This window comes from Polaromonas sp., assembly GCF_029945685.1.
Taxonomy (GTDB): domain Bacteria; phylum Pseudomonadota; class Gammaproteobacteria; order Burkholderiales; family Burkholderiaceae_C; genus Polaromonas.
The window spans coordinates 93,432-110,376 of sequence record NZ_JAQSDA010000028.1 but is presented as its reverse complement, the minus strand read 5'-3'; the positions used below and the strand labels follow the sequence as shown (position 1 = coordinate 110,376).

15 protein-coding genes and 1 pseudogene are annotated in these 16,945 nt (G+C 60.0%); 7 read left to right on the top strand and 9 right to left on the bottom strand.

Annotated elements, in window-relative coordinates; genetic code table 11:
- Positions 1-40: 40 nt before the first annotated feature.
- Both PSV26_RS21090 and PSV26_RS21085 read left to right on the top strand, forming a co-directional pair.
- A complete protein-coding gene (locus PSV26_RS21090; protein WP_300573806.1) occupies positions 41-1,231 on the top strand; it encodes an ABC transporter substrate-binding protein in 1,191 nt (396 codons plus the stop codon).
- A 59-nt stretch (positions 1,232-1,290) separates the two neighbouring features.
- Entirely contained in the window at positions 1,291-2,088 is a 798-nt protein-coding gene (locus tag PSV26_RS21085; protein ID WP_300573803.1) for a glucose 1-dehydrogenase, read from the top strand.
- A 15-nt stretch (positions 2,089-2,103) separates the two neighbouring features.
- On the opposite strand, the pseudogene PSV26_RS21080 reads toward PSV26_RS21085, so the two are convergent.
- The 6 genes and pseudogenes from PSV26_RS21080 to PSV26_RS21055 form a co-directional block, all read right to left on the bottom strand.
- A pseudogene (locus PSV26_RS21080) lies at positions 2,104-2,281 on the bottom strand (IS5/IS1182 family transposase); the annotation flags it as partial.
- A 372-nt stretch (positions 2,282-2,653) separates the two neighbouring features.
- Positions 2,654-3,586, bottom strand: a complete 933-nt coding sequence (locus PSV26_RS21075; protein WP_300573800.1) for an alpha/beta hydrolase — start codon at positions 3,584-3,586, stop codon at positions 2,654-2,656.
- A gap of 29 nt (positions 3,587-3,615) precedes the next feature.
- Complete coding sequence (locus PSV26_RS21070) at positions 3,616-6,147, bottom strand: branched-chain amino acid ABC transporter ATP-binding protein/permease (protein ID WP_300573797.1); 2,532 nt, start codon at positions 6,145-6,147, stop codon at positions 3,616-3,618.
- Positions 6,144-7,013 carry a branched-chain amino acid ABC transporter permease gene (locus tag PSV26_RS21065; RefSeq protein WP_300573794.1) on the bottom strand — a complete coding sequence of 290 codons (870 nt, stop codon included), beginning with the start codon at positions 7,011-7,013 and terminating at the stop codon, positions 6,144-6,146. Before PSV26_RS21065 ends, PSV26_RS21070 begins: the two co-directional genes overlap by 4 nt.
- 83 nt (positions 7,014-7,096) lie before the next feature.
- A complete protein-coding gene (locus PSV26_RS21060) occupies positions 7,097-7,825 on the bottom strand; it encodes an SDR family NAD(P)-dependent oxidoreductase (RefSeq protein ID WP_300573792.1) in 729 nt (242 codons plus the stop codon).
- Between the two features lie 12 nt (positions 7,826-7,837).
- On the bottom strand, positions 7,838-9,106 hold the full coding sequence (locus PSV26_RS21055; RefSeq protein WP_300573789.1) for an ABC transporter substrate-binding protein: 1,269 nt from the start codon (positions 9,104-9,106) through the stop codon (positions 7,838-7,840).
- 272 nt (positions 9,107-9,378) lie between these two features.
- Between PSV26_RS21055 and PSV26_RS21050 the strand changes: the two genes are divergently transcribed.
- Complete coding sequence (locus PSV26_RS21050; RefSeq protein WP_300573786.1) at positions 9,379-11,001, top strand: NAD(P)/FAD-dependent oxidoreductase; 1,623 nt, start codon at positions 9,379-9,381, stop codon at positions 10,999-11,001.
- Positions 11,002-11,034: 33 nt separating this feature from the next.
- Entirely contained in the window at positions 11,035-11,484 is a 450-nt protein-coding gene (locus PSV26_RS21045; RefSeq protein WP_300573784.1) for a hypothetical protein, read from the top strand.
- Positions 11,485-11,690: 206 nt separating this feature from the next.
- Here PSV26_RS21045 and PSV26_RS21040 read toward each other — a convergent pair whose 3' ends face one another.
- Complete coding sequence (locus tag PSV26_RS21040; protein WP_300573781.1) at positions 11,691-13,112, bottom strand: integrase family protein; 1,422 nt, start codon at positions 13,110-13,112, stop codon at positions 11,691-11,693.
- A gap of 104 nt (positions 13,113-13,216) precedes the next feature.
- Between PSV26_RS21040 and PSV26_RS21035 the strand changes: the two genes are divergently transcribed.
- Positions 13,217-14,263, top strand: coding sequence for a 3'-5' exonuclease (locus PSV26_RS21035; protein WP_300517006.1), 1,047 nt, complete (start codon positions 13,217-13,219; stop codon positions 14,261-14,263).
- Here PSV26_RS21035 and PSV26_RS21030 read toward each other — a convergent pair.
- Positions 14,249-14,872 (bottom strand): DUF938 domain-containing protein, encoded by a 624-nt coding sequence (locus PSV26_RS21030; RefSeq protein ID WP_300517009.1) that lies wholly within the window; start codon positions 14,870-14,872, stop codon positions 14,249-14,251. The genes PSV26_RS21035 and PSV26_RS21030 overlap by 15 nt on opposite strands.
- A 110-nt stretch (positions 14,873-14,982) precedes the next feature.
- Between PSV26_RS21030 and PSV26_RS21025 the strand changes: the two genes are divergently transcribed.
- Positions 14,983-15,474 (top strand): hypothetical protein, encoded by a 492-nt coding sequence (locus PSV26_RS21025; protein WP_300517011.1) that lies wholly within the window; start codon positions 14,983-14,985, stop codon positions 15,472-15,474.
- Between the two features lie 22 nt (positions 15,475-15,496).
- On the opposite strand, the gene rsmI is transcribed toward PSV26_RS21025, so the two are convergent.
- Entirely contained in the window at positions 15,497-16,336 is an 840-nt protein-coding gene (gene rsmI / locus PSV26_RS21020) for a 16S rRNA (cytidine(1402)-2'-O)-methyltransferase (protein ID WP_300574307.1), read from the bottom strand.
- Positions 16,337-16,386: 50 nt separating this feature from the next.
- Here rsmI and PSV26_RS21015 point away from each other — a divergent pair, with 50 nt between their 5' ends.
- Entirely contained in the window at positions 16,387-16,842 is a 456-nt protein-coding gene (locus tag PSV26_RS21015) for a YraN family protein (RefSeq protein WP_300517014.1), read from the top strand.
- The last annotated feature ends 103 nt before the right edge of the window (positions 16,843-16,945 follow it).

The window sequence follows — 16,945 nt, the reverse complement described above, 5'->3', positions numbered from 1 at the left end:
TGGGCTGATAGGCTTTTTTTTTAATCTACAAGGGACAACCATGACAACACTGAATCGCATCACCGCCGCGTTGGCATTGACACTGGCAGCGACGCTGCCTATGGGCGCCGCAGCCCAGGGCAAGGAAGCCCTAAAGCTTGGCGTGGTGACGTCCCAGACCGGGGTGTTCCAGGCCTTCGGAGAAGACCTGCTGCGCGGGGTGCAATTCGCGGTAGACGAAGCGAACGCCAATGGCGGCGTGGCGGGTCGCCCAGTGCAGGTACAAATTGCCGACGACGAAGGTACCCCCGATGCCGGCCGCCGCGCAGCCGAACGCCTGGCAAATGGAGGACACAACCTTTTGATCGGCCCGATCTCATCGGCCGTTTCTCTGGCCATTGCACCGAACCTCGAGCGCTGGGATGCAATCTATGTCGCCACCAACAGCAAGAGCGACCGCATCAACGGCGATGCCTGCAAGGCGCGCATGTTCCGCACGATTCAGTCGGATGCGATGGACTTGGCTATCGTGCGCCCTTGGCTCGAGAAGGAGAAGGAAAAACGCTTCGGCATCATTGCCGGCGACTACGTGTGGGGGCGTGGCGCCGCCGAGGCCTTCACCAAGGCGGCCACTTCGCTGGGCCGCAAGGTGGAGGTCACGGTGTATCCTCCACTTGGAACGAAAGATTTTGCACCTTACATCTCGCAGCTCAAGACCGCGGGTACCGAAGGCGTGTTCGTTGCGCTCACCGGACGCGACCAGATCGCCTTCGTCAAGCAGGCAGAGGAGTTCGGACTGTCCAAGTCGGTGCGCATCATCGGCCTGAACTACCTGCTGGAATTCGCCCTGAAGGCCACGGGTACCTCGATGGAAGGGGCCTGGGGCAACATCAACTACAACGCCAGCATCCAGACCGCGCGCAACCAACAATTTGTGGATGCATGGCGCAAGAAGTACAACCGCGACCCGTCGGAAATGGAGGGCGGGGCTTACACCGGCGCCACCACCATCTTCCAAGGCGTGCAGAAGGCCGGCAGCGTGAAACCTGCAGACGTCGCCAAGGCCCTGCGGGGCGCGTCGCTGGAAACGGTGTTCGGTACGGTCACGATGCGCGCGCAGGACAATCAGTTACAAATTCCGAACTATTTTGGTATCGCCAAGCTGGTCAACGGTCAGCTGCGGAGTTCAGTGACTCAGACATTTGATACGAAGACGGTTACGGTGCCAGCATCCGCAGACTGCAAGCTCTGATCGCAGGCCCGCGCATCATTGCGGACCATTTCCAACCCTTTCCGACATGGACATAGTAAATGAATACTTCAACTGCGCGCGAAAGCGTGGCCGTGATTACAGGTGCCGGCGACGGTATCGGCTGGTCCGTGGCCCAGCGACTGGCTCAGGACTTCACCCACATCGTGATTGCCGACGTGCGTGCCGAAGCTGCCAGGAAGCGCGCTGCGGAACTCGGCGCTGAACATTGGGGTCAGGGTTGTGATGTCACATCTGAATCCGACGTGGTCGCCCTCATTCGCCAAGTGAAGGAGCGCTTCGGCCGCATTGATGCACTGGTTAACAACGCCGGTATCGGCGAGCAAGCCGAAATGACGCTAGAGCAGACCGTGGCGGCCTTCGACCGGATTTTGGCCGTGCATGTGCGAGGCACTTTCCTGGCAAGCCGCGAAGCCGGGCGCATCTTCGTGGAGCAGCAGTCGGGCGTCATCGTCAACCTCAGCTCCATTGCCGGCCACCAAGGGCACCCTGGGCGCAACGCCTACGGCGCGGCCAAGGCGGGCATCTCGAGCTTGACCGAAGCAATGGCCAGCGAGTGGGCGCGCGACGGCATCCGCGTCAACGCAGTCGCGCCGGGCTATGTGTTGACCGAATTGGTGAAGGAACTGGTCGCCAAAGGTGCGCTTAACTTGAACGACATCGAGCAGAACACGCCCATGGGGCGCACGGCGCAGCCTCAGGAAATAGCTGAGGTTATCGCGTTTCTGGCATCTGACCGTGCGAGCTATATAACTGGCGTCACGCTTGCGGTCGATGGTGGCTGGATGGCCTTTGGGGGGCCGCCGGCCAAGCTACGCAAAGTAGTAAGTAACTCGTGATCCCTGAGAGCGTGTTCACAATCTCCTGAGCAATGGAGCTAGAAATGCTAGATGGTTGAACTAGGTTGGTGTTGAAATGCCGCTCGCAATTGTTCTGCAACCGTCGGTTCTTCTCCAGCCAAGCGAATCTGCGCTCGCACACCCCCCGTTCTGGGATTACCGCAAACTTGTGCAACTCATTCCGTTTGGCAACTGCACTGTGATGGCATCCCCCAATATGTCCTATGTCCCGCTCAAAGGGCTGGCTCACGCAGCCTCGTCGGGCAGCACACTTTGAATCTTTTCCAGATTCCCTTTTGCAACGGCGCATCGCCTGTAATGCATTTTTGCGGTCCGTCACCGCATCGTGCGAATCATCGATGCCCGCGCGCTGAGATACCGAATTTTCAGGTGCCCACAACGTGCCACCCGAGAATGCTGTAGCGCCGCCGAAACCTCCTGGCTTTCGACCAAAAGACCTCGCGTTCGTGTCTATCGGCAGCAGTTGCGGCCGCAACGCCGCCGCTCCCCAGCCAATAACCAGGAGGTCACAGATGGCTGATCGGCTGGAATTTCCTAGCATCGCTCATTTTGCGCTCGCTTCTTTGATACGAGCCACAATCCGATCAAGCGCACGGCCTGCGCTAGGGGCATAGTTGACCATCGCAAGGAAGCCGTGCACTAGGCCTTCGCAACGAATGACCTCAGTGTCGATGCCAGCGGCCTTCAGCTTGCTCCCATACGCTTCGCCTTCGTCGCGTAGCGGATCCAGGCCGCCACTCATTAGCAGTGCAGGCGGGGATCCGGCGAGGTTGCCCGCTTTCATTGGCGACGCGTCGGGATGCCTGCGCTTCGCGAGATCGGGGCAGTACTGTTCCCAGAACCATTCCATGTCGCGGCGGGTGAGAAGATAGCCGCGCTCAAACTCGCGGTAGCTGCCGGAGTTGAACTCGGCGTCGGTCACAGGGTACAGCAGCACTTGCAAGTCCACCGTTTTCGCATTGCCGCGCTGGTTATGCAGACGAGAGGCCACGGTTGCCAGGGTGGCGCCAGCGCTGTCGCCCATCGCCACCAGTTTGTCAGGTTTTCCACCCAGCCAGCCAACGCTCTCCCCAGCGGCGAAGGCCAGGGCGGCGACGGCATCTTCGACCGGCTTGGGAAAGGGATGTTCCGGTGCGAGGCGATAGTCGACGGACAGCACGGCGCACCCCGTCCGAAGCGCAAGTGCAGCGGTGAATGGGTGGTAATCGGTAACCGAGCCGATGACCCAGCCCCCGCCGTGGAAGAAGACGATCAGTCCCTTGGGCGAGACCGAAGGGATATAAAGGCGCGCCGGCACTTGAACTCCGTCGGCAGATGCGAAGCTGAGATCTTCAATGCGTTCTACCGCAGGGGCTTCCCCGAACAGCAACCGCATGAGAGTTGGCGTGCTGCGCGCAGTCTGGGGAGAACCCTGCCAGAACGGCGCACGTTTGGCCTCTTTGACGCGCTGCAGCAGCGCCTCGATTTCCTTGTCCATGCGATGGCTCCTCGTTTTGGTGGTTTTTTTCAGGCCGACGTGGCAACGCCGAGCAGCCGTTGCTGAAGGTCGGCATTGGCATCAAGATCGGCGGCATTGCCCTGCCAAGCCACGGCACCGTTGACTAGCACGAAGGCGTAGTCACAGATCGGCAGGATAAGCTCAGCCTTATGTTCGACGATGAGCACGGCCGCACGCTCCCGCACGCGAAGCACCGCCGCCATTACCTCATCGACCACTGCGGGTGCCAAGCCCTCGAAAGGTTCGTCCAGAAGAATCAGCCTTGCTGGTGCCATGAGCGCCCGGGCAATCGCGACCATCTGGCGTTCACCACCCGACAGGTTCTCAGCTCGTGAGTGACGCATCGTCCCGATCTTTGGAAAAAGCGCGAAGGCTTCCTGCAGGCTCGCGCCCCCGGGACGCATCGCCAGCTCAAGATTCTCCTGGACGCTCAGATTGGGGAATAGGCGCCGGCCTTCCGGCACCAAGGCGATGCCGCGGTGGTTTATTTCGTACGACTGAAGACCGTGGATCGGTTCCCCGGCGAAATGGACAGTGCCAGAACTGAGCGGCAGCGTACCCGTTAGCGCGCGCAGCAACGTAGTTTTTCCAACGCCGTTTCGGCCCAGCAACGCTACGACTTCGCCGGGGCGTACTGCGAGGTCCAAGCCGTGTAGGATCTGACTGCCGTCGTAGCCTGTGACGAGGTTGCGCGCATCGAGCAGTGGCGGGCCGGCTGGCCGACCAGCTCGGTTGCTGGGACGTGCTGCAACTGCAGGCTGCGCCGCAGAGGAATTTCGGTCCGCGCGCTTTCCCATATAGGCTGAGATCACAGCCTCATGGGCGGCCACGTGCGCCGGGGCGCCATCCGCTATTAGGCGGCCCTGATGCAGCACGGTGATGCGATCGGACAACGCCAGCACACGGTCGATATCGTGTTCGATCAGCAGAACCGCATGCGTGGACGCGAGCGAGCGGATCAGTCGCCCGACGACTTCGCGATCAGCGTCGGCGAGCCCGGCAAGCGGCTCATCGAGCAGCAATAACTCGCCATCGGATGCCAACGCTACCGCAATGTCAAGCAGCCGCTGCTCGCCATGCGATAGATTTAGGCAAACGATCTCGGCCCTGTCTTCAAGGCCAACTGCCGCAAGCAACGACCAAGTCCGGTCATTTACCTGCTCCATACCGTAAGCATCAAGCCACAGTCGGTTTTTTAACGGGCTATGCGACTGCACCGCCAACCGTACATTCTCGAAAGCACTGAGGTGCTTGAAGAGGCTGATGATTTGAAACGAACGGCCAATGCCGGCTCGCACGCGCAGGTGGGGCGCCAGGTGCGTGATGTCCTTTCCGCGGAAGACGATGCTCCCCATGTCGGCCTGAAGCAGGCCGGTCAGAATGTTGAAAAAAGTGGTCTTGCCGGCGCCGTTCGGTCCAATGAAGCTGTGCAGTTGCCTCGGCATAATGTCCAGATCGATGTCGCGCGCGGTGATAACCTGGCCAAAACGTTTGCCGAGACCTCGTACCGAAAGGAGCGGCTCTCCTTGAGCTTTCGCCTGAGGACTGGCGGCACTCCACGGCGTGATAATCGCAGGTCGCACCGGAATGCCAGAGCGAACCAGCGTGCGAAATTCATGCTTTCTGATCCGCTGAATAAATCCGTGGATGCCTTCGGGAGAAAGTAGCACGAAAACGATCAGTATCGGCGCGAAGGCCAGCCACCACTGCTCGATCCAGGCGCTCAATTGGTCAGATAAAACAATAAATGCGGCCGCCCCCCAAAGTGGGCCCAGGAAATGATGCACGCCACCTAATACAGTCATGAGGAGCGCGTCGGCCGCATGCTGCCAGTTGAGATTGTTTGCGTAGACGCCCTGCAGCAAGAACGCAAGTAAGCCGCCAGCGTAGCCGATAAAACCACCGCTTAGCGTGAACGCGGCAAGCTTAAGTCTGTAAGTATCGTAGCCGAGCGCGCTCGTGCGCTGTTCGTTGTCGCGTATGGCCTGCAGCGTACGGCCAAACGGTGAATGCGCGATACGCCACAACATGTAGAGCGCAGCCACAACGGTCCCCAGAACAAAGACGTGAAACGACGTCGAGCTGGTGAACCAAGGCCGCTGCAAATTCTGCAGTCCATTTTCCCCGCCGGTAACATCAGTCCAATTGAACGCGACTTCGAATGCGAGTTGAGAGCATGCCAGCGTGAGCAAAGAAAAATAGAGCCCGCGGCGGCGCAAAATAATTGAACCAATCACCAGTCCCACCACCATCGAGAAGACGACAGCCATTGCGAGCCCTGCGATCTCCACGCCCCAGATACGCATAGCGAACAGTGCAGCGACATAGCTTGCGGTACCAAAAAATATTGAGGCACCGAAAGGAACGAGTCCGGTGTAACCGACCAGCAGATTGACGCCAGCGCCGTAGAGGGCATAGATGGCTACTTCGGTGATGCGGCTCATCGGCACGCCGACGATGAGCGCAACACCGGACATCAGGAGGAGCGCAAAAGCTGCAACCAGGATCGGGTGGTTTTGTACAAAGTTTGAGGTTTTCATTCGAAGCGCTCCCAGCGCTCGCCAAACAGGCCGCGTGGCCTTGCCAGCAGGACTACGATCATCAGCACGTACATCGAGGCAGCGGAAGCCTCGGGCCAGAATTGCACTGTGAGCGCAGTGACTACGCCCACCAGAAGGCCCGCGACGACGGCACCAGCATATGAACCAAGACCGCCAATAGTGACGGTTACAAAGGCGGGCATCAGCGCTCCTTCGGACATGTTTGGGGTCACGCTCCACAGCGGTGCGGCGAAGATGCCCGCCACCCCAGCAAGAAAAGTACCCAGACCGAAGACTCCGGTAAAGACGCGTCGCGAGTTGATGCCGAGCAGACCAATCATCTCGGGATCACGAGCACCGGCGCGCAAAATTCGGCCGTAACGCGTGAAACGCAAAAAGCCCCACAGCGCGAAGAGCACCAGTACCGTCGCAGCGATCACGGCAATTCTGTACCGGGTAAGCAGCACCGGGCCGTATTCAACGACGCCGCTTAAAATTTCAGGCGAAGGAAATGGGCGGCTTGCAGAACCCCATACCGTCCGGATCACAGCCTCCACAAGAAGCGCTATTGCGAATGTGAGGATGAGACCGAAAAGGGGCTCTTTCCCATAGGCTCGACTTAGTAGCAGGCGCTCGACGGCCATACCAATGCAGGCGACCACCAATGGCGCGAACGGAACGCCGATCCAGCCAAACCGGTTAAAGAATGTGAGACCGATATAGGCCGTAAGAGCCAGAAATGCCCCATGCGCGAAATTGACCAGCCCGAGCTGGCCGAAAATGATGGAAAGCCCTATGGCCACCAACACGTAGATGAATCCCAGAGTCAGCCCGTTGGCCATCTGAGTGATGACGATATCGATCATCGGGTTTCCTTCTGATATTCCTGTACTTTGAAAGCGCTAAGTGCTGAACAGCACCTACCGTCGCGAATGGCATCATGGCCTTGTCACGCGTTGATCACGCCGCCATCAACTGTCAGAGTCTGTCCCGTCACGTAGGAGGCTGCGTCGCTGCAAAGGAAGAAAACGGGACCAGCGACATCGAGGGGTTCTCCAAAGCGGCCAAGTGGAATTTCGGCCATTCGTTGCTCGCCTGCGCGCGCAACCAGCTCTTCGCTCATCCGTGTTTGGATCAGTCCCGGCGCGACGCAGTTCACTCGCACCTGCGGCGCGAACTCGCGTGAAAACGTTCGCGTGAGGCCAACGATGCCGCCTTTGGCCGCCGAGTACGCAGCCCGCCCCACGGCACCTCGCTGAAATGCGCGGGAGCTGGCCAGCACGATAGCGGTCTGTGTCGATGTGTCGCGCAACTGGCGGAAAGCGATGCAGGCGTCATATGCGTTTGTGAGATTGCTCGCAATGGCTCGATTCCATACGGCGTGATCGTCATGCAAGGGGTCTTCCTCGAAGATGCCAGCCATGTGGACCAGCGCATGCAATGGGCCGCCGGCTTGCGCGAACGAGTCGCGGCATGCTGCGGGTGTCGCCATGTCCGATACCGTGAAGCTGACCGCGCCATCAACTGAGAGCGCATCGCGCGCGGCGCGAAGCCGCGCTTCGTCTACGTCCACGAGATGCACCCTCGCGCCGGCGCACAGGAAAAGCTTTGCACTAGCCATGCCGATGCCTCCAGCGCCGCCAGTCACGACTATGCGGCGGCTCTCTAAATCACTCATTAGAAGGCCGCTTCAGATTGCAGCCATGCGGCAGCCAACCTCGGCCTTGTCACCATACAGCCGATCGATTTCGGCCGCGTTGGCCGGACGCTGGGATTTGACTTGAACTACGTCCCACTTGTCCGCGGGATTGGCTTTCGCGGTGCCGACGACAACGCGGCGCATGAGCTGGTGATCCCATTCGCGGAACGACATCGGGAGACTGCCGTCGTTCAGCCGGAAGCCAGTAAGCCCCCGCGTGACAGCAACTGGATCGACGGACTTCGCTTGCTCCACCGCAGCGAGGAGAAGTCGCATGCTCTGCCAGCCGAAGAATGCACGATCCGATGGCGGCCTTCCTTCGGTTGCGCGAAACTTTGCAACAAAGGCCTTTTCCTCGGGCGAGTTAGCCGGATCGTTGAAGTACCAGCTCTTTCCGTAGATGCCGGTCAACGCTTCGGGAGTAGCCGACCAGAGATCGGTGTCGCTCACAGCCGGCCCCGCGACTTGTACTGAACCGCTCATGCCGAGTTCACGCACTTGCTTGAGGATTGGCTCAACGTTGGCAGCACCGCTAACGATGATGTCTGGCTTGGCTGCACGAGCCTTTAACACGAAGGAGCTGTAGTCGGTGGTGGCCACGGGCGCGCGATCGATACCAACTACCGTGCCGCCAGCGGCAGTTAGTATCTCGCTGAAGGTCGAGATAACGTCTTCGCCGAACGCGAAAGATCCCGCAATGAAATACCACTTCTTGCCCATTGCAAGCATGTGCGGCGCCATAGCACGGGCGTATACAGGGATGGAAGCGGGCATTCGAAACATGAATGGGTTGCAGTCCTTGCCCGTGATCTCGCGTGCCGAGCCGTTGACCGATATGAACGGAACGCGACGCTGCAAAGCGGCGGCGCCCATTGCCAGTGAGTTGGCACTACTTGTCCCGCCGAGTACGGCAATCACCTTCTGTTCGTCAATTGCCTTGGTGATGCTCTGTACGGCCACCTGCGGATTTGGTTCATCAAGCCACACCAGTTCGGCCGGCCTACCCAATACCCTGCGGGATGCTTCATCGAATGCAATCTGGACTCCCCTCGACAAGTCGCCTCCCTGTTGCGCAAATGGTCCCTGCTTGGCAAGCACAATGCCGATCTTGACCGCCTGCTGGGCAAGCGCGCGGGAAATAAAGAAGGGGGAAACGGCTGCGATTCCAGCCGACGCGACGAGGATGCTGCGGCGTTGAGCGCGCCACTGCGCGGACGATGTGGGTATGACCAATTCAGGTTGCTTTTTTCCGGCCTTCATGGATGTCTCCTTCATTTAGTGAATGGGGGGGGGGCAAGGTTTCTTTGCCTCATGCAAAAACTTTGCACTAAGGCAAAATTTACCTGTTATTGTGTTGACGTGTCAACCTCCAAAACCCTTTTGTGATTTAATTATGATGTTGACATATCAACGTAACGGGTGTAGATTTTGCCTTTTTAGCGGCCATGTGCATTGCAGGTACTAGTGCGCGGTCACGTACCCATCGCTGTTCGGTGCTGCACCCGAAACCAGAGACAAAGGAGCCACGATCTATGACAGACAAGACCACCCCCAACCCTGAATTCTTCGATATGCTGATCGTTGGCGCAGGCTTCGCTGGCCTCTATCAGCTTTACAAGGCGCGACAGATGGGCTTCAAAGCACGCGTACTTGAAGCGGGCGATGGCGTCGGCGGCACCTGGTTCTGGAACCGTTATCCGGGCGCCCGCTGCGATGTGGAAAGTCTCGATTATTCCTATTCGTTCAGCAATGAACTGCAGCAGGAGTGGGACTGGTCGCAGCGCTATGCGCCCCAGGCTGAAATCCTCAGCTACATCAACCACGTTGCCGACAAATTCGGTCTGCGCGAAGATATCCAACTCAACACGAGGGTCACTGCAGCGACGTTCGACAATGAGCGCGGTCGATGGAGCGTTATGACCAAAGGCGGCGAAATGCTCGACTGCGAGTACCTCGTGATGGCGACCGGCTGCCTGTCGATTCCCCAAATTCCGCGCTTCAAGGGTCTTGATGACTTCAAGGGCAAGTGGTACATGAGCGCCGATTGGCCCAAAGAGGGAGTTGATTTCGGTGGCAAGCGCGTCGGCCTTATTGGTACCGGCTCGAGCGGCGTACAGATGACGCCCCTGATCGCCGCGCAGGCCGCGCACTTAACGGTATTCCAGCGCACGGCAAACTTTAGTGTTCCGGCTCAGAACGAGCCGTTGGACAGGGCGACGCTGGACGAAGTCAAGGCCAGCTATGGCAAGCGCCGCGCACTCGGGCGTGAAGCCGTCACGGGGCAGTATCTCAGCGCCAACGACAAGTCGGCGTTGGAGGTGACGCCTGAAGAGCGTATAGCCGAGTTCGAATACCGCTGGCGCGGCGCGGGCGGTGGCTTTCGGATGCTTCGGGCATTCTCCGACTTGATGCGCAATCCACAGGCGAACCTTTACGCTGCTGAGTTCGTACGCACCAAGATCCGGGGAATTGTCAAGGATCCATTGACAGCGGAGCTGCTATGCCCGAAGGATGATCTCCCGTTTGGCACCAAGCGATTGTGTGTAGACACCGACTATTACGAGACCTTCAACCGGGAGAATGTGGCACTGGTGGATATCAAGGCATCGCCTATCACGGAAGTGATAGCGAACGGCGTACGTACGCAGGGCAAGGACTATGAGCTGGACGTGTTGGTGTTCGCCACCGGCTTCGACGCAATGACTGGCGCACTGATGGCCATCGACATTCGGGGCACGAGCGGGGTCTCGCTGCGCGACAAGTGGGCGGCGGGCCCTGTAACCTATCTGGGCATCGCGATCTCAGGGTTCCCGAATCTCTTCGTTATCGCCGGACCAGGTAGCCCGTCGGTGCTGAGTAACATGGTTCATTCCATTGAGACGCACGTGGATTGGCTGGGAGAATTCCTTCGGCACGCTCATAAAAAAGGCGCGCGACGAATTGAAGCCACGCAGGCCTCGGAAGAACAATGGGTCAGGCATGTAAATGACATTGCGAACCAAACGCTCTACCCGGTAGGCAACTCCTGGTACTTGGGGGGGAACATGGAAGGCAAGCCGCGCGTCTTCATGCCATACGTAGCGGGTGTTCCGGCGTATCGCAAGAAAATCGAGGACGTCGCGTCGAAAGACTATGAAGGATTCGTCTGCGAGTAATATTGCAGGCACTTCCACGATGCCGAACGAACGATGAAGCTTGATCTCAACCGATACATTCCGGGCTTGCTGCTCTGGGTTTCCAACAAGGTCGCAAGCAGCGCGGGCCAGATATACCGCGCGCGGTTTGGTATTGGAGTAACCGACTGGCGGGTGCTAGCTTATTTCGAGGTTTACCCGTGGACAACTGCGGCGAACGCTTGCGAGCTCATGGGTCTGGATAAGGCCGCTGTCAGCCGAAGCGTGGCGATGTTGGTTGAGAACGCATGGCTAAAATCCCGGCCATCCGGGCTTCGTAAAATCGAGTATTCGACCACTTCTGCTGGCAAGAAATTTCATGACCAGGTTCATGCCATTGCCATTGCTCGGGAGCAGGCACTGTTAACAGGATTTACCGACGAAGAGCGCGCCACTTTAGTACGACTCTTTCACAAAATGTTGAGTAATCTTGATGCTGTGGAGCGCGTCGGCTGGGACGACTGAGGCGTTCAGTCGTTTCGGGCGCATCACCAAGCCACTGCCTTGAAGATGCTTCGTTTATCTGAGACAAGTACCTATTCAGGTGAAATCGGGCTTCAGCCCCGTGCTGTCGAGCGCAAGCAGCTATGAATTCAATAGGTAGCGCGCTCAGATGGAGCAACTGACCAGCGACATCGTCTGGCTGGTCGAGCGCGAGGCGACTTAATCCGCTACTCTCCGCATTCGTGCGCAACAGCCGCTTGGGCAAGTATCCATGACTCAAGTTTTTCATGATGCATCCTTAGCAAGTCGATCGGACGGCGCTTGTAGTGTTTTTCAGCTATTGCGCTGGGTTTGTGTCCTTGGATTTGCGCCACGACGCCCACCGGCATCTCTAGCCACTCGCTCAAGGTCGAAAATGATCGCCTTAGTCCGTGCAATGACACGTGCGGCAGCCCAACTTTGGCCAAGGCCTCCTTATGGGGCTTACTCACCCCTATTACGTATCCACCCTCTGAGGAGGGGCTGCTGAAAACGTACGAGTTCCTTCGTGGAAGGGCCTGCAGTTGTGACGCCAGATACGGCGTCAGAGGAATAGAGCGCTGACCAGCAACTTTGTCTCGAATCGTCATCTTTTTGCTTGCAAAGTCGACGTCACTCCACTTCAGAATTTGCCATTCAGTGCGGCGAGCCCCGGTGAGGAGCAGGCCTTGGAAGTACACGCTGAAAACAGAATTTTCCAGTCCAACAATGCTTTTGAACCAGGGCCTTAGCTGTTCTTTCTGCAGGGAATCTTCGTCTTTTGTTCGTTTTGAGGGTGCGCCATCGGTGACCGACTTGGCAGTAGCGCAATCCGTTTGGGTAACCCTTTTGTAGGTTGGATGTATCGCGCACCAATTTACAAACGCTCGGAACTTGCGAAGGGAGTTGCCTGCTGTAGTTGGCCGGGACGCGCTTTCCTTTTTGAGCCACGCCGCCACGACGTCGGCTGTTATCTCGTGGAGGGGGTAAGTTAAAAGGCTGGACAGGGGGCCGGCCTTAGTCAGCGCCTTTCCTCGTTTGGGGACTTCGCCTCCGGTTTGAGAGGCAATATAGTGATCCCGTCGATGTGTGGCCCCCCATTTGGGATGCGGGGCCTGCAGATATTCATTCCACGCAGTACCGGCGATGACCCTTCGTGCTTCTTTCTCAGCATCCGCCGTTTGAGATGCCACTTTGGCATCTGCCGCCACCCCGCGAGGATCAACGCCTTGGTCAACCGTAACTTTGAAGCGGTTCGCCGCCTCTCGGGCGTCAAGGATCGTCCAGTCGGCTGAAGAGCCCAACGTCATGCGAATGTCTTTGCCATGAAGTTTTGCTTGGCAGACAAAGGCCTTCGTACCGCTTGGCGTCACCCTAAGGGCAAGGCATCGAGACTTTGAGTCCCACAAAAATGACTGCGTTTTTCCTGACTCACAGCGATAGTCTGCTATTCGGGAGGGGGTAAGATTGACTCGCGCCATGTAAGTGCCTGTGTAAGCTGATTTGGGGTATTTAATGCAATGTAAGTCTACGTCGATTGCCGCGCGAATTTTCGTAAACCTTTGATTTAATTGATAAATCAACACCATTACATCGCAATCTACCCCGAGAATATTGGCCTCCGAAGCCAAGGGTCGTGGGTTCGATCCCCGCCAGCCGCACCACCTCTGTTTTCAGCCGGTTATGCCCGCCTGCGGCCATGCATGATCCCGTGCCCCATGACCTGGAGTGAAACATGAACGCCGAGTCAGACGGTCAGGTTCTTTTTTCAGATCAACTGGGCTTCGGTTTTGACGACGTCGCGGCCAACGCGCCGGCGGCCGTTCCTAACCGAATCCGCAAAGCCCGCATCGTCGCCCTGGCCCCCGCATCGGAGCCACTCACACCGGAAGCCATGGCGCTGGCACTGGAGCGGCATGCCGATTACCGTGTCCTGCGGCGCCTGCCTGTACCGCAGCAGTTTGCGCACCCGCCCCGGGGGCCGGTCACGCGCCTGCTGATTCTGGATACCGAAACCACCGGTCTGGACGCCTCGCGGGACCGCATCATGGAGCTCGCGCTGCTGCGGGTCGATGTGGATCTGGCCACCGGACTGCCGGTTGGCACCGTCGATGTTTATGACGGCCTGGAAGACCCGGGCATGCCGATTCCGCCGGAGATCCAGGAACTCACCGGCATCAGCGACGACATGGTTCGCGGCCACAGGCTCGACGAGGCGCGTGTGGCGGCCATGCTGGCCGATGCGGACCTGGTGATCGCCCACAACGCCGGTTTTGACCGTCCGTTTGTCGAGGCCAGGCTGGCGCAGTTTGCGCAATGGCGCTGGGCCTGTTCTTTCGCCGACCTGGACTGGAAAAAAGAAGGCCGAGGCTCTGCCAAACTCACGCAACTGGCGCTGGAGCTCGGCTGGTTCTACGACGCGCACCGCGCCGAGATGGACTGCCACGCCTTGCTGGCGGTGCTGGCCAGTCCGCTGCCGGTGTCCGGTCAGACGGGGCTGGCACAGCTGCTGTCTGTCGCGGCCAGGCCCAGCTACCGGTTGCAGGCGACCGCCGCTCCTTTCGAGGCCAAGGATCTGCTCAAGGCCAGGGGCTACCGCTGGGACGGTGAGCACCGCGTGTGGCATACCCGTCTTGGTGACGAGGCGCAGCTGCAGTCGGAGTGTGAATGGCTCAAGGCCTCGGTGTACGGCAACCGCGCCGCGCGTGTGCAGGTGGAACAACTGGACGCGGGCAACCGATATTCCCTGCGGCCGGGCAAGCTCGAGTCAAGGTCTCTTTAGAACTTGTCCGGCCGTGTCCGGGCTGCGCTGCCAGGTGATGCAGCGGTTGTTGGCCGGCATGGCGCGGTCTTCCATCAGATACAGGCCGGCCAGGGCTGCCAGGGCGTCCACTGCGTCAAAGTCCCTCAGTCCGCTGGCGGGGTTGCCGGCACGCAGGGAGGCATCGAAGGCGGCATTGCTGTCGCTGGTGAAGCGGCCGCCATAGTTGAAGGGGCCGTACACCGTGAGCAACCCGCCCGGCGGCATCTGCCGGTCCAGCGCCAGGAACAGCCGCTGCACTTCAGGCCAGCCCATGATATGCAGGGTGTTGGCGCTGTACACCGCGTCAAACGACACATCGGGCCAGTCCTGGCGCAGGTCCAGCGTCACCGGGGCTGGGGTGTTGGGCAGCCCGGCCTCATCCAGCCAGAGCTCAATGCCTGGCAGATTGCCGGCTACATCCGAGGTTTGCCAGCGAAGCCAGGGCAGGGCGCCCGCGAAATACACCGCGTGCTGGCCGGTCCCACTGCCAATCTCGAGCACCGAGCGCCGGTCGGCAAAAAGTTCGCGCAGGGCGCTCAGGATGGGTTCGCGGTTGCGGTCGGTGGCGGGCGCGTGGGGCTTGTCCATAGGTGGCTGATTGTCGCTGCGTGGGGAACCGCCGGAGCCGGCGCAGGTCGAATTCGTAAAACGGGGCGGTGTATAACCAGCTCAGCGGCCATTCAACCCCAGGACCTGCCATGCCATTGCCCAAGATTCTTTTTGTTCTCGTCGCCAGCCTGCTGTGGCTCAGTGGCTGCGCGCTCCATCCGTTCAGTGCCATCCAGCCGGGCATGTCGCAGGGGGATGTGGTGGCGCGCGTGGGCCCGCCAGGCGCCGTGGTGGCCCTCCCCCAGGGCACCCGCTTGCAGTATTCCGGCCAGCCCACCGGTCAGTTTGCCTTCATGGTGGACCTGGATGCCTCGGGCCGCGTGTCCAGCGTCCGGCAGGTTCTCAACGCCAGGGATTTTGCACGCATCGAGCCCGGCAAGTGGACGCGTGATGATGTATTGCGCGAGTTCGGGCGCCCCACCCTTGTCGACCGGGTGGCCTCCTGGCCGGGCGACATCCTGACCTACCGCTGGTACGACCTGCAGGACCTTTTCTACTGGGTTTATCTGGACAACAACCAGGTGGTGCAGAAAGCCCATCCGGGCATGGAATTCGTGAACGCGCCCAACGACCGGGACTGAACCGCAGGGCCTCCGCAGCCTCTCAGGCTTTTTTCAGCTGCAGGGCGGCTTCATACAACTCATTGCGCGGCGCGCCGGTGATGTCGGCGGCCAGCTTGACCGCGGTTTTAAGCGGCAGCTCGGCCAGCAGCAACTGCAGGACGCGGTGGCCGTCGTCCTGGGCCCGGGCCTCTTCACCGGGGTGCAGCACCAGCGCAAATTCGCCCCGCGTGCGCTGGCTGCCGGCGGCCAGCCAGGCGCTGAGGTCCTGCGCTGGGACCGTGGCGATTTCCTCAAACTGCTTGGTCAGCTCACGGCCGACCGTGACCAGCCGGTGACCCAGCGGCGCCATGGCGCGTGCCAGCGCTTCCATGCGGTGCGGCGCTTCGAGAATGACGACGGCACGCGCGTCGGTTTGCAGCGCCTGCACGGCCTGCTCCCGCTCCATCGCCTTGGACGGCAGGAAGCCGGCAAACACAAACCCCGAGCCCCCGCTGATGCCGGCTACGCTCAGCGCGGTGGTCACGCTGCTGGCACCGGGCAGCGGCAAAATCGTCAGCCCGGCGGCGCGCACGGCTGCCACCAGGCGCGCGCCCGGGTCGCTGACGGCCGGGGTTCCGGCGTCGCTGACATAGGCGACGCGTTCGCCGCGCTGCAGGCGTTCGATCACGAGTTGTGCCGCCTGGGCTTCGTTGTGTTCATGCACGGCCAGCAGCGGCTTGTCGATGCCATACTGGCGCAGCAGTGTCTGGGTATGCCGTGTGTCTTCGCAGGCGATGGCATGCACCAGCTGCAGCACATGCAGCGCGCGCAGGCTGATGTCCGACAGGTTGCCGATGGGTGTGGCCACCACATACAGCGCAGCTTCGGGATAATGCTGCATGCCTGCCGCAGCACGCGCAGCGGGCAGGGCCAGGTCAAAGGAAGCGTTCAATGTGGTTTTCCAGAAAACAGGTTGCAAAAGGGCCACTGAGTGGCACCGCCGCTGATGCGGCAGAGCAGCCCGGCCAGATTACCACCAAGCGCCTGGGAGATGCGGCGGAATCGCTGGCACTGGCGCATCTGCGGCGCGCCGGGCTGACGCTGGTCGAGTCCAATTATCGGACCCCTGGGCGCGGCGGCGGCGAGGTGGACCTGATCATGCGCGCCCCCGACGGCACCCTGGTGTTTGTCGAGGTGCGCCAGCGCAGGAGCATGTTGCACGGTGGTGCGGCGGCCAGCATCAGCGTCATCAAGCAGCGGCGCATCGTTTTTGCGGCACGGCATTACCTGATGCGGTTTGCCAGCCTGCCGCCCTGCCGCTTTGACGTCGTCACGGTGCAGGGCCGGCTGGACGCGCCCGAGACGGTGGCCGTGGAATGGCTGCGCGGCGCCTTTGAGGCGGATTGAGCGGCTTGCACAGGGCTGTTTCGTCCCCATTTTGTAACCATGCATTGCGTCTGGCGGGCCGGAGAGGCTGCAAGGCGCTGATTGAAAATCTGACCCGGTATCA

Coding starts and splice junctions, on each gene's coding strand:
- PSV26_RS21025 (WP_300517011.1), top strand. CDS start 14,983: ATGCCATTGCCCAAGATTCTTTTTGTTCTCGTCGCCAGCCTGCTGTGG.
- PSV26_RS21035 (WP_300517006.1), top strand. CDS start 13,217: ATGAACGCCGAGTCAGACGGTCAGGTTCTTTTTTCAGATCAACTGGGC.
- PSV26_RS21055 (WP_300573789.1), bottom strand. CDS start 9,106: ATGAAGGCCGGAAAAAAGCAACCTGAATTGGTCATACCCACATCGTCC.
- PSV26_RS21045 (WP_300573784.1), top strand. CDS start 11,035: ATGAAGCTTGATCTCAACCGATACATTCCGGGCTTGCTGCTCTGGGTT.
- rsmI (WP_300574307.1), bottom strand. CDS start 16,336: ATGCAGCATTATCCCGAAGCTGCGCTGTATGTGGTGGCCACACCCATC.
- PSV26_RS21030 (WP_300517009.1), bottom strand. CDS start 14,872: ATGGACAAGCCCCACGCGCCCGCCACCGACCGCAACCGCGAACCCATC.
- PSV26_RS21060 (WP_300573792.1), bottom strand. CDS start 7,825: ATGAGTGATTTAGAGAGCCGCCGCATAGTCGTGACTGGCGGCGCTGGA.
- PSV26_RS21090 (WP_300573806.1), top strand. CDS start 41: ATGACAACACTGAATCGCATCACCGCCGCGTTGGCATTGACACTGGCA.
- PSV26_RS21075 (WP_300573800.1), bottom strand. CDS start 3,586: ATGGACAAGGAAATCGAGGCGCTGCTGCAGCGCGTCAAAGAGGCCAAA.
- PSV26_RS21050 (WP_300573786.1), top strand. CDS start 9,379: ATGACAGACAAGACCACCCCCAACCCTGAATTCTTCGATATGCTGATC.
- PSV26_RS21015 (WP_300517014.1), top strand. CDS start 16,387: ATGTGGTTTTCCAGAAAACAGGTTGCAAAAGGGCCACTGAGTGGCACC.
- PSV26_RS21065 (WP_300573794.1), bottom strand. CDS start 7,013: ATGATCGATATCGTCATCACTCAGATGGCCAACGGGCTGACTCTGGGA.
- PSV26_RS21085 (WP_300573803.1), top strand. CDS start 1,291: ATGAATACTTCAACTGCGCGCGAAAGCGTGGCCGTGATTACAGGTGCC.
- PSV26_RS21070 (WP_300573797.1), bottom strand. CDS start 6,147: ATGAAAACCTCAAACTTTGTACAAAACCACCCGATCCTGGTTGCAGCT.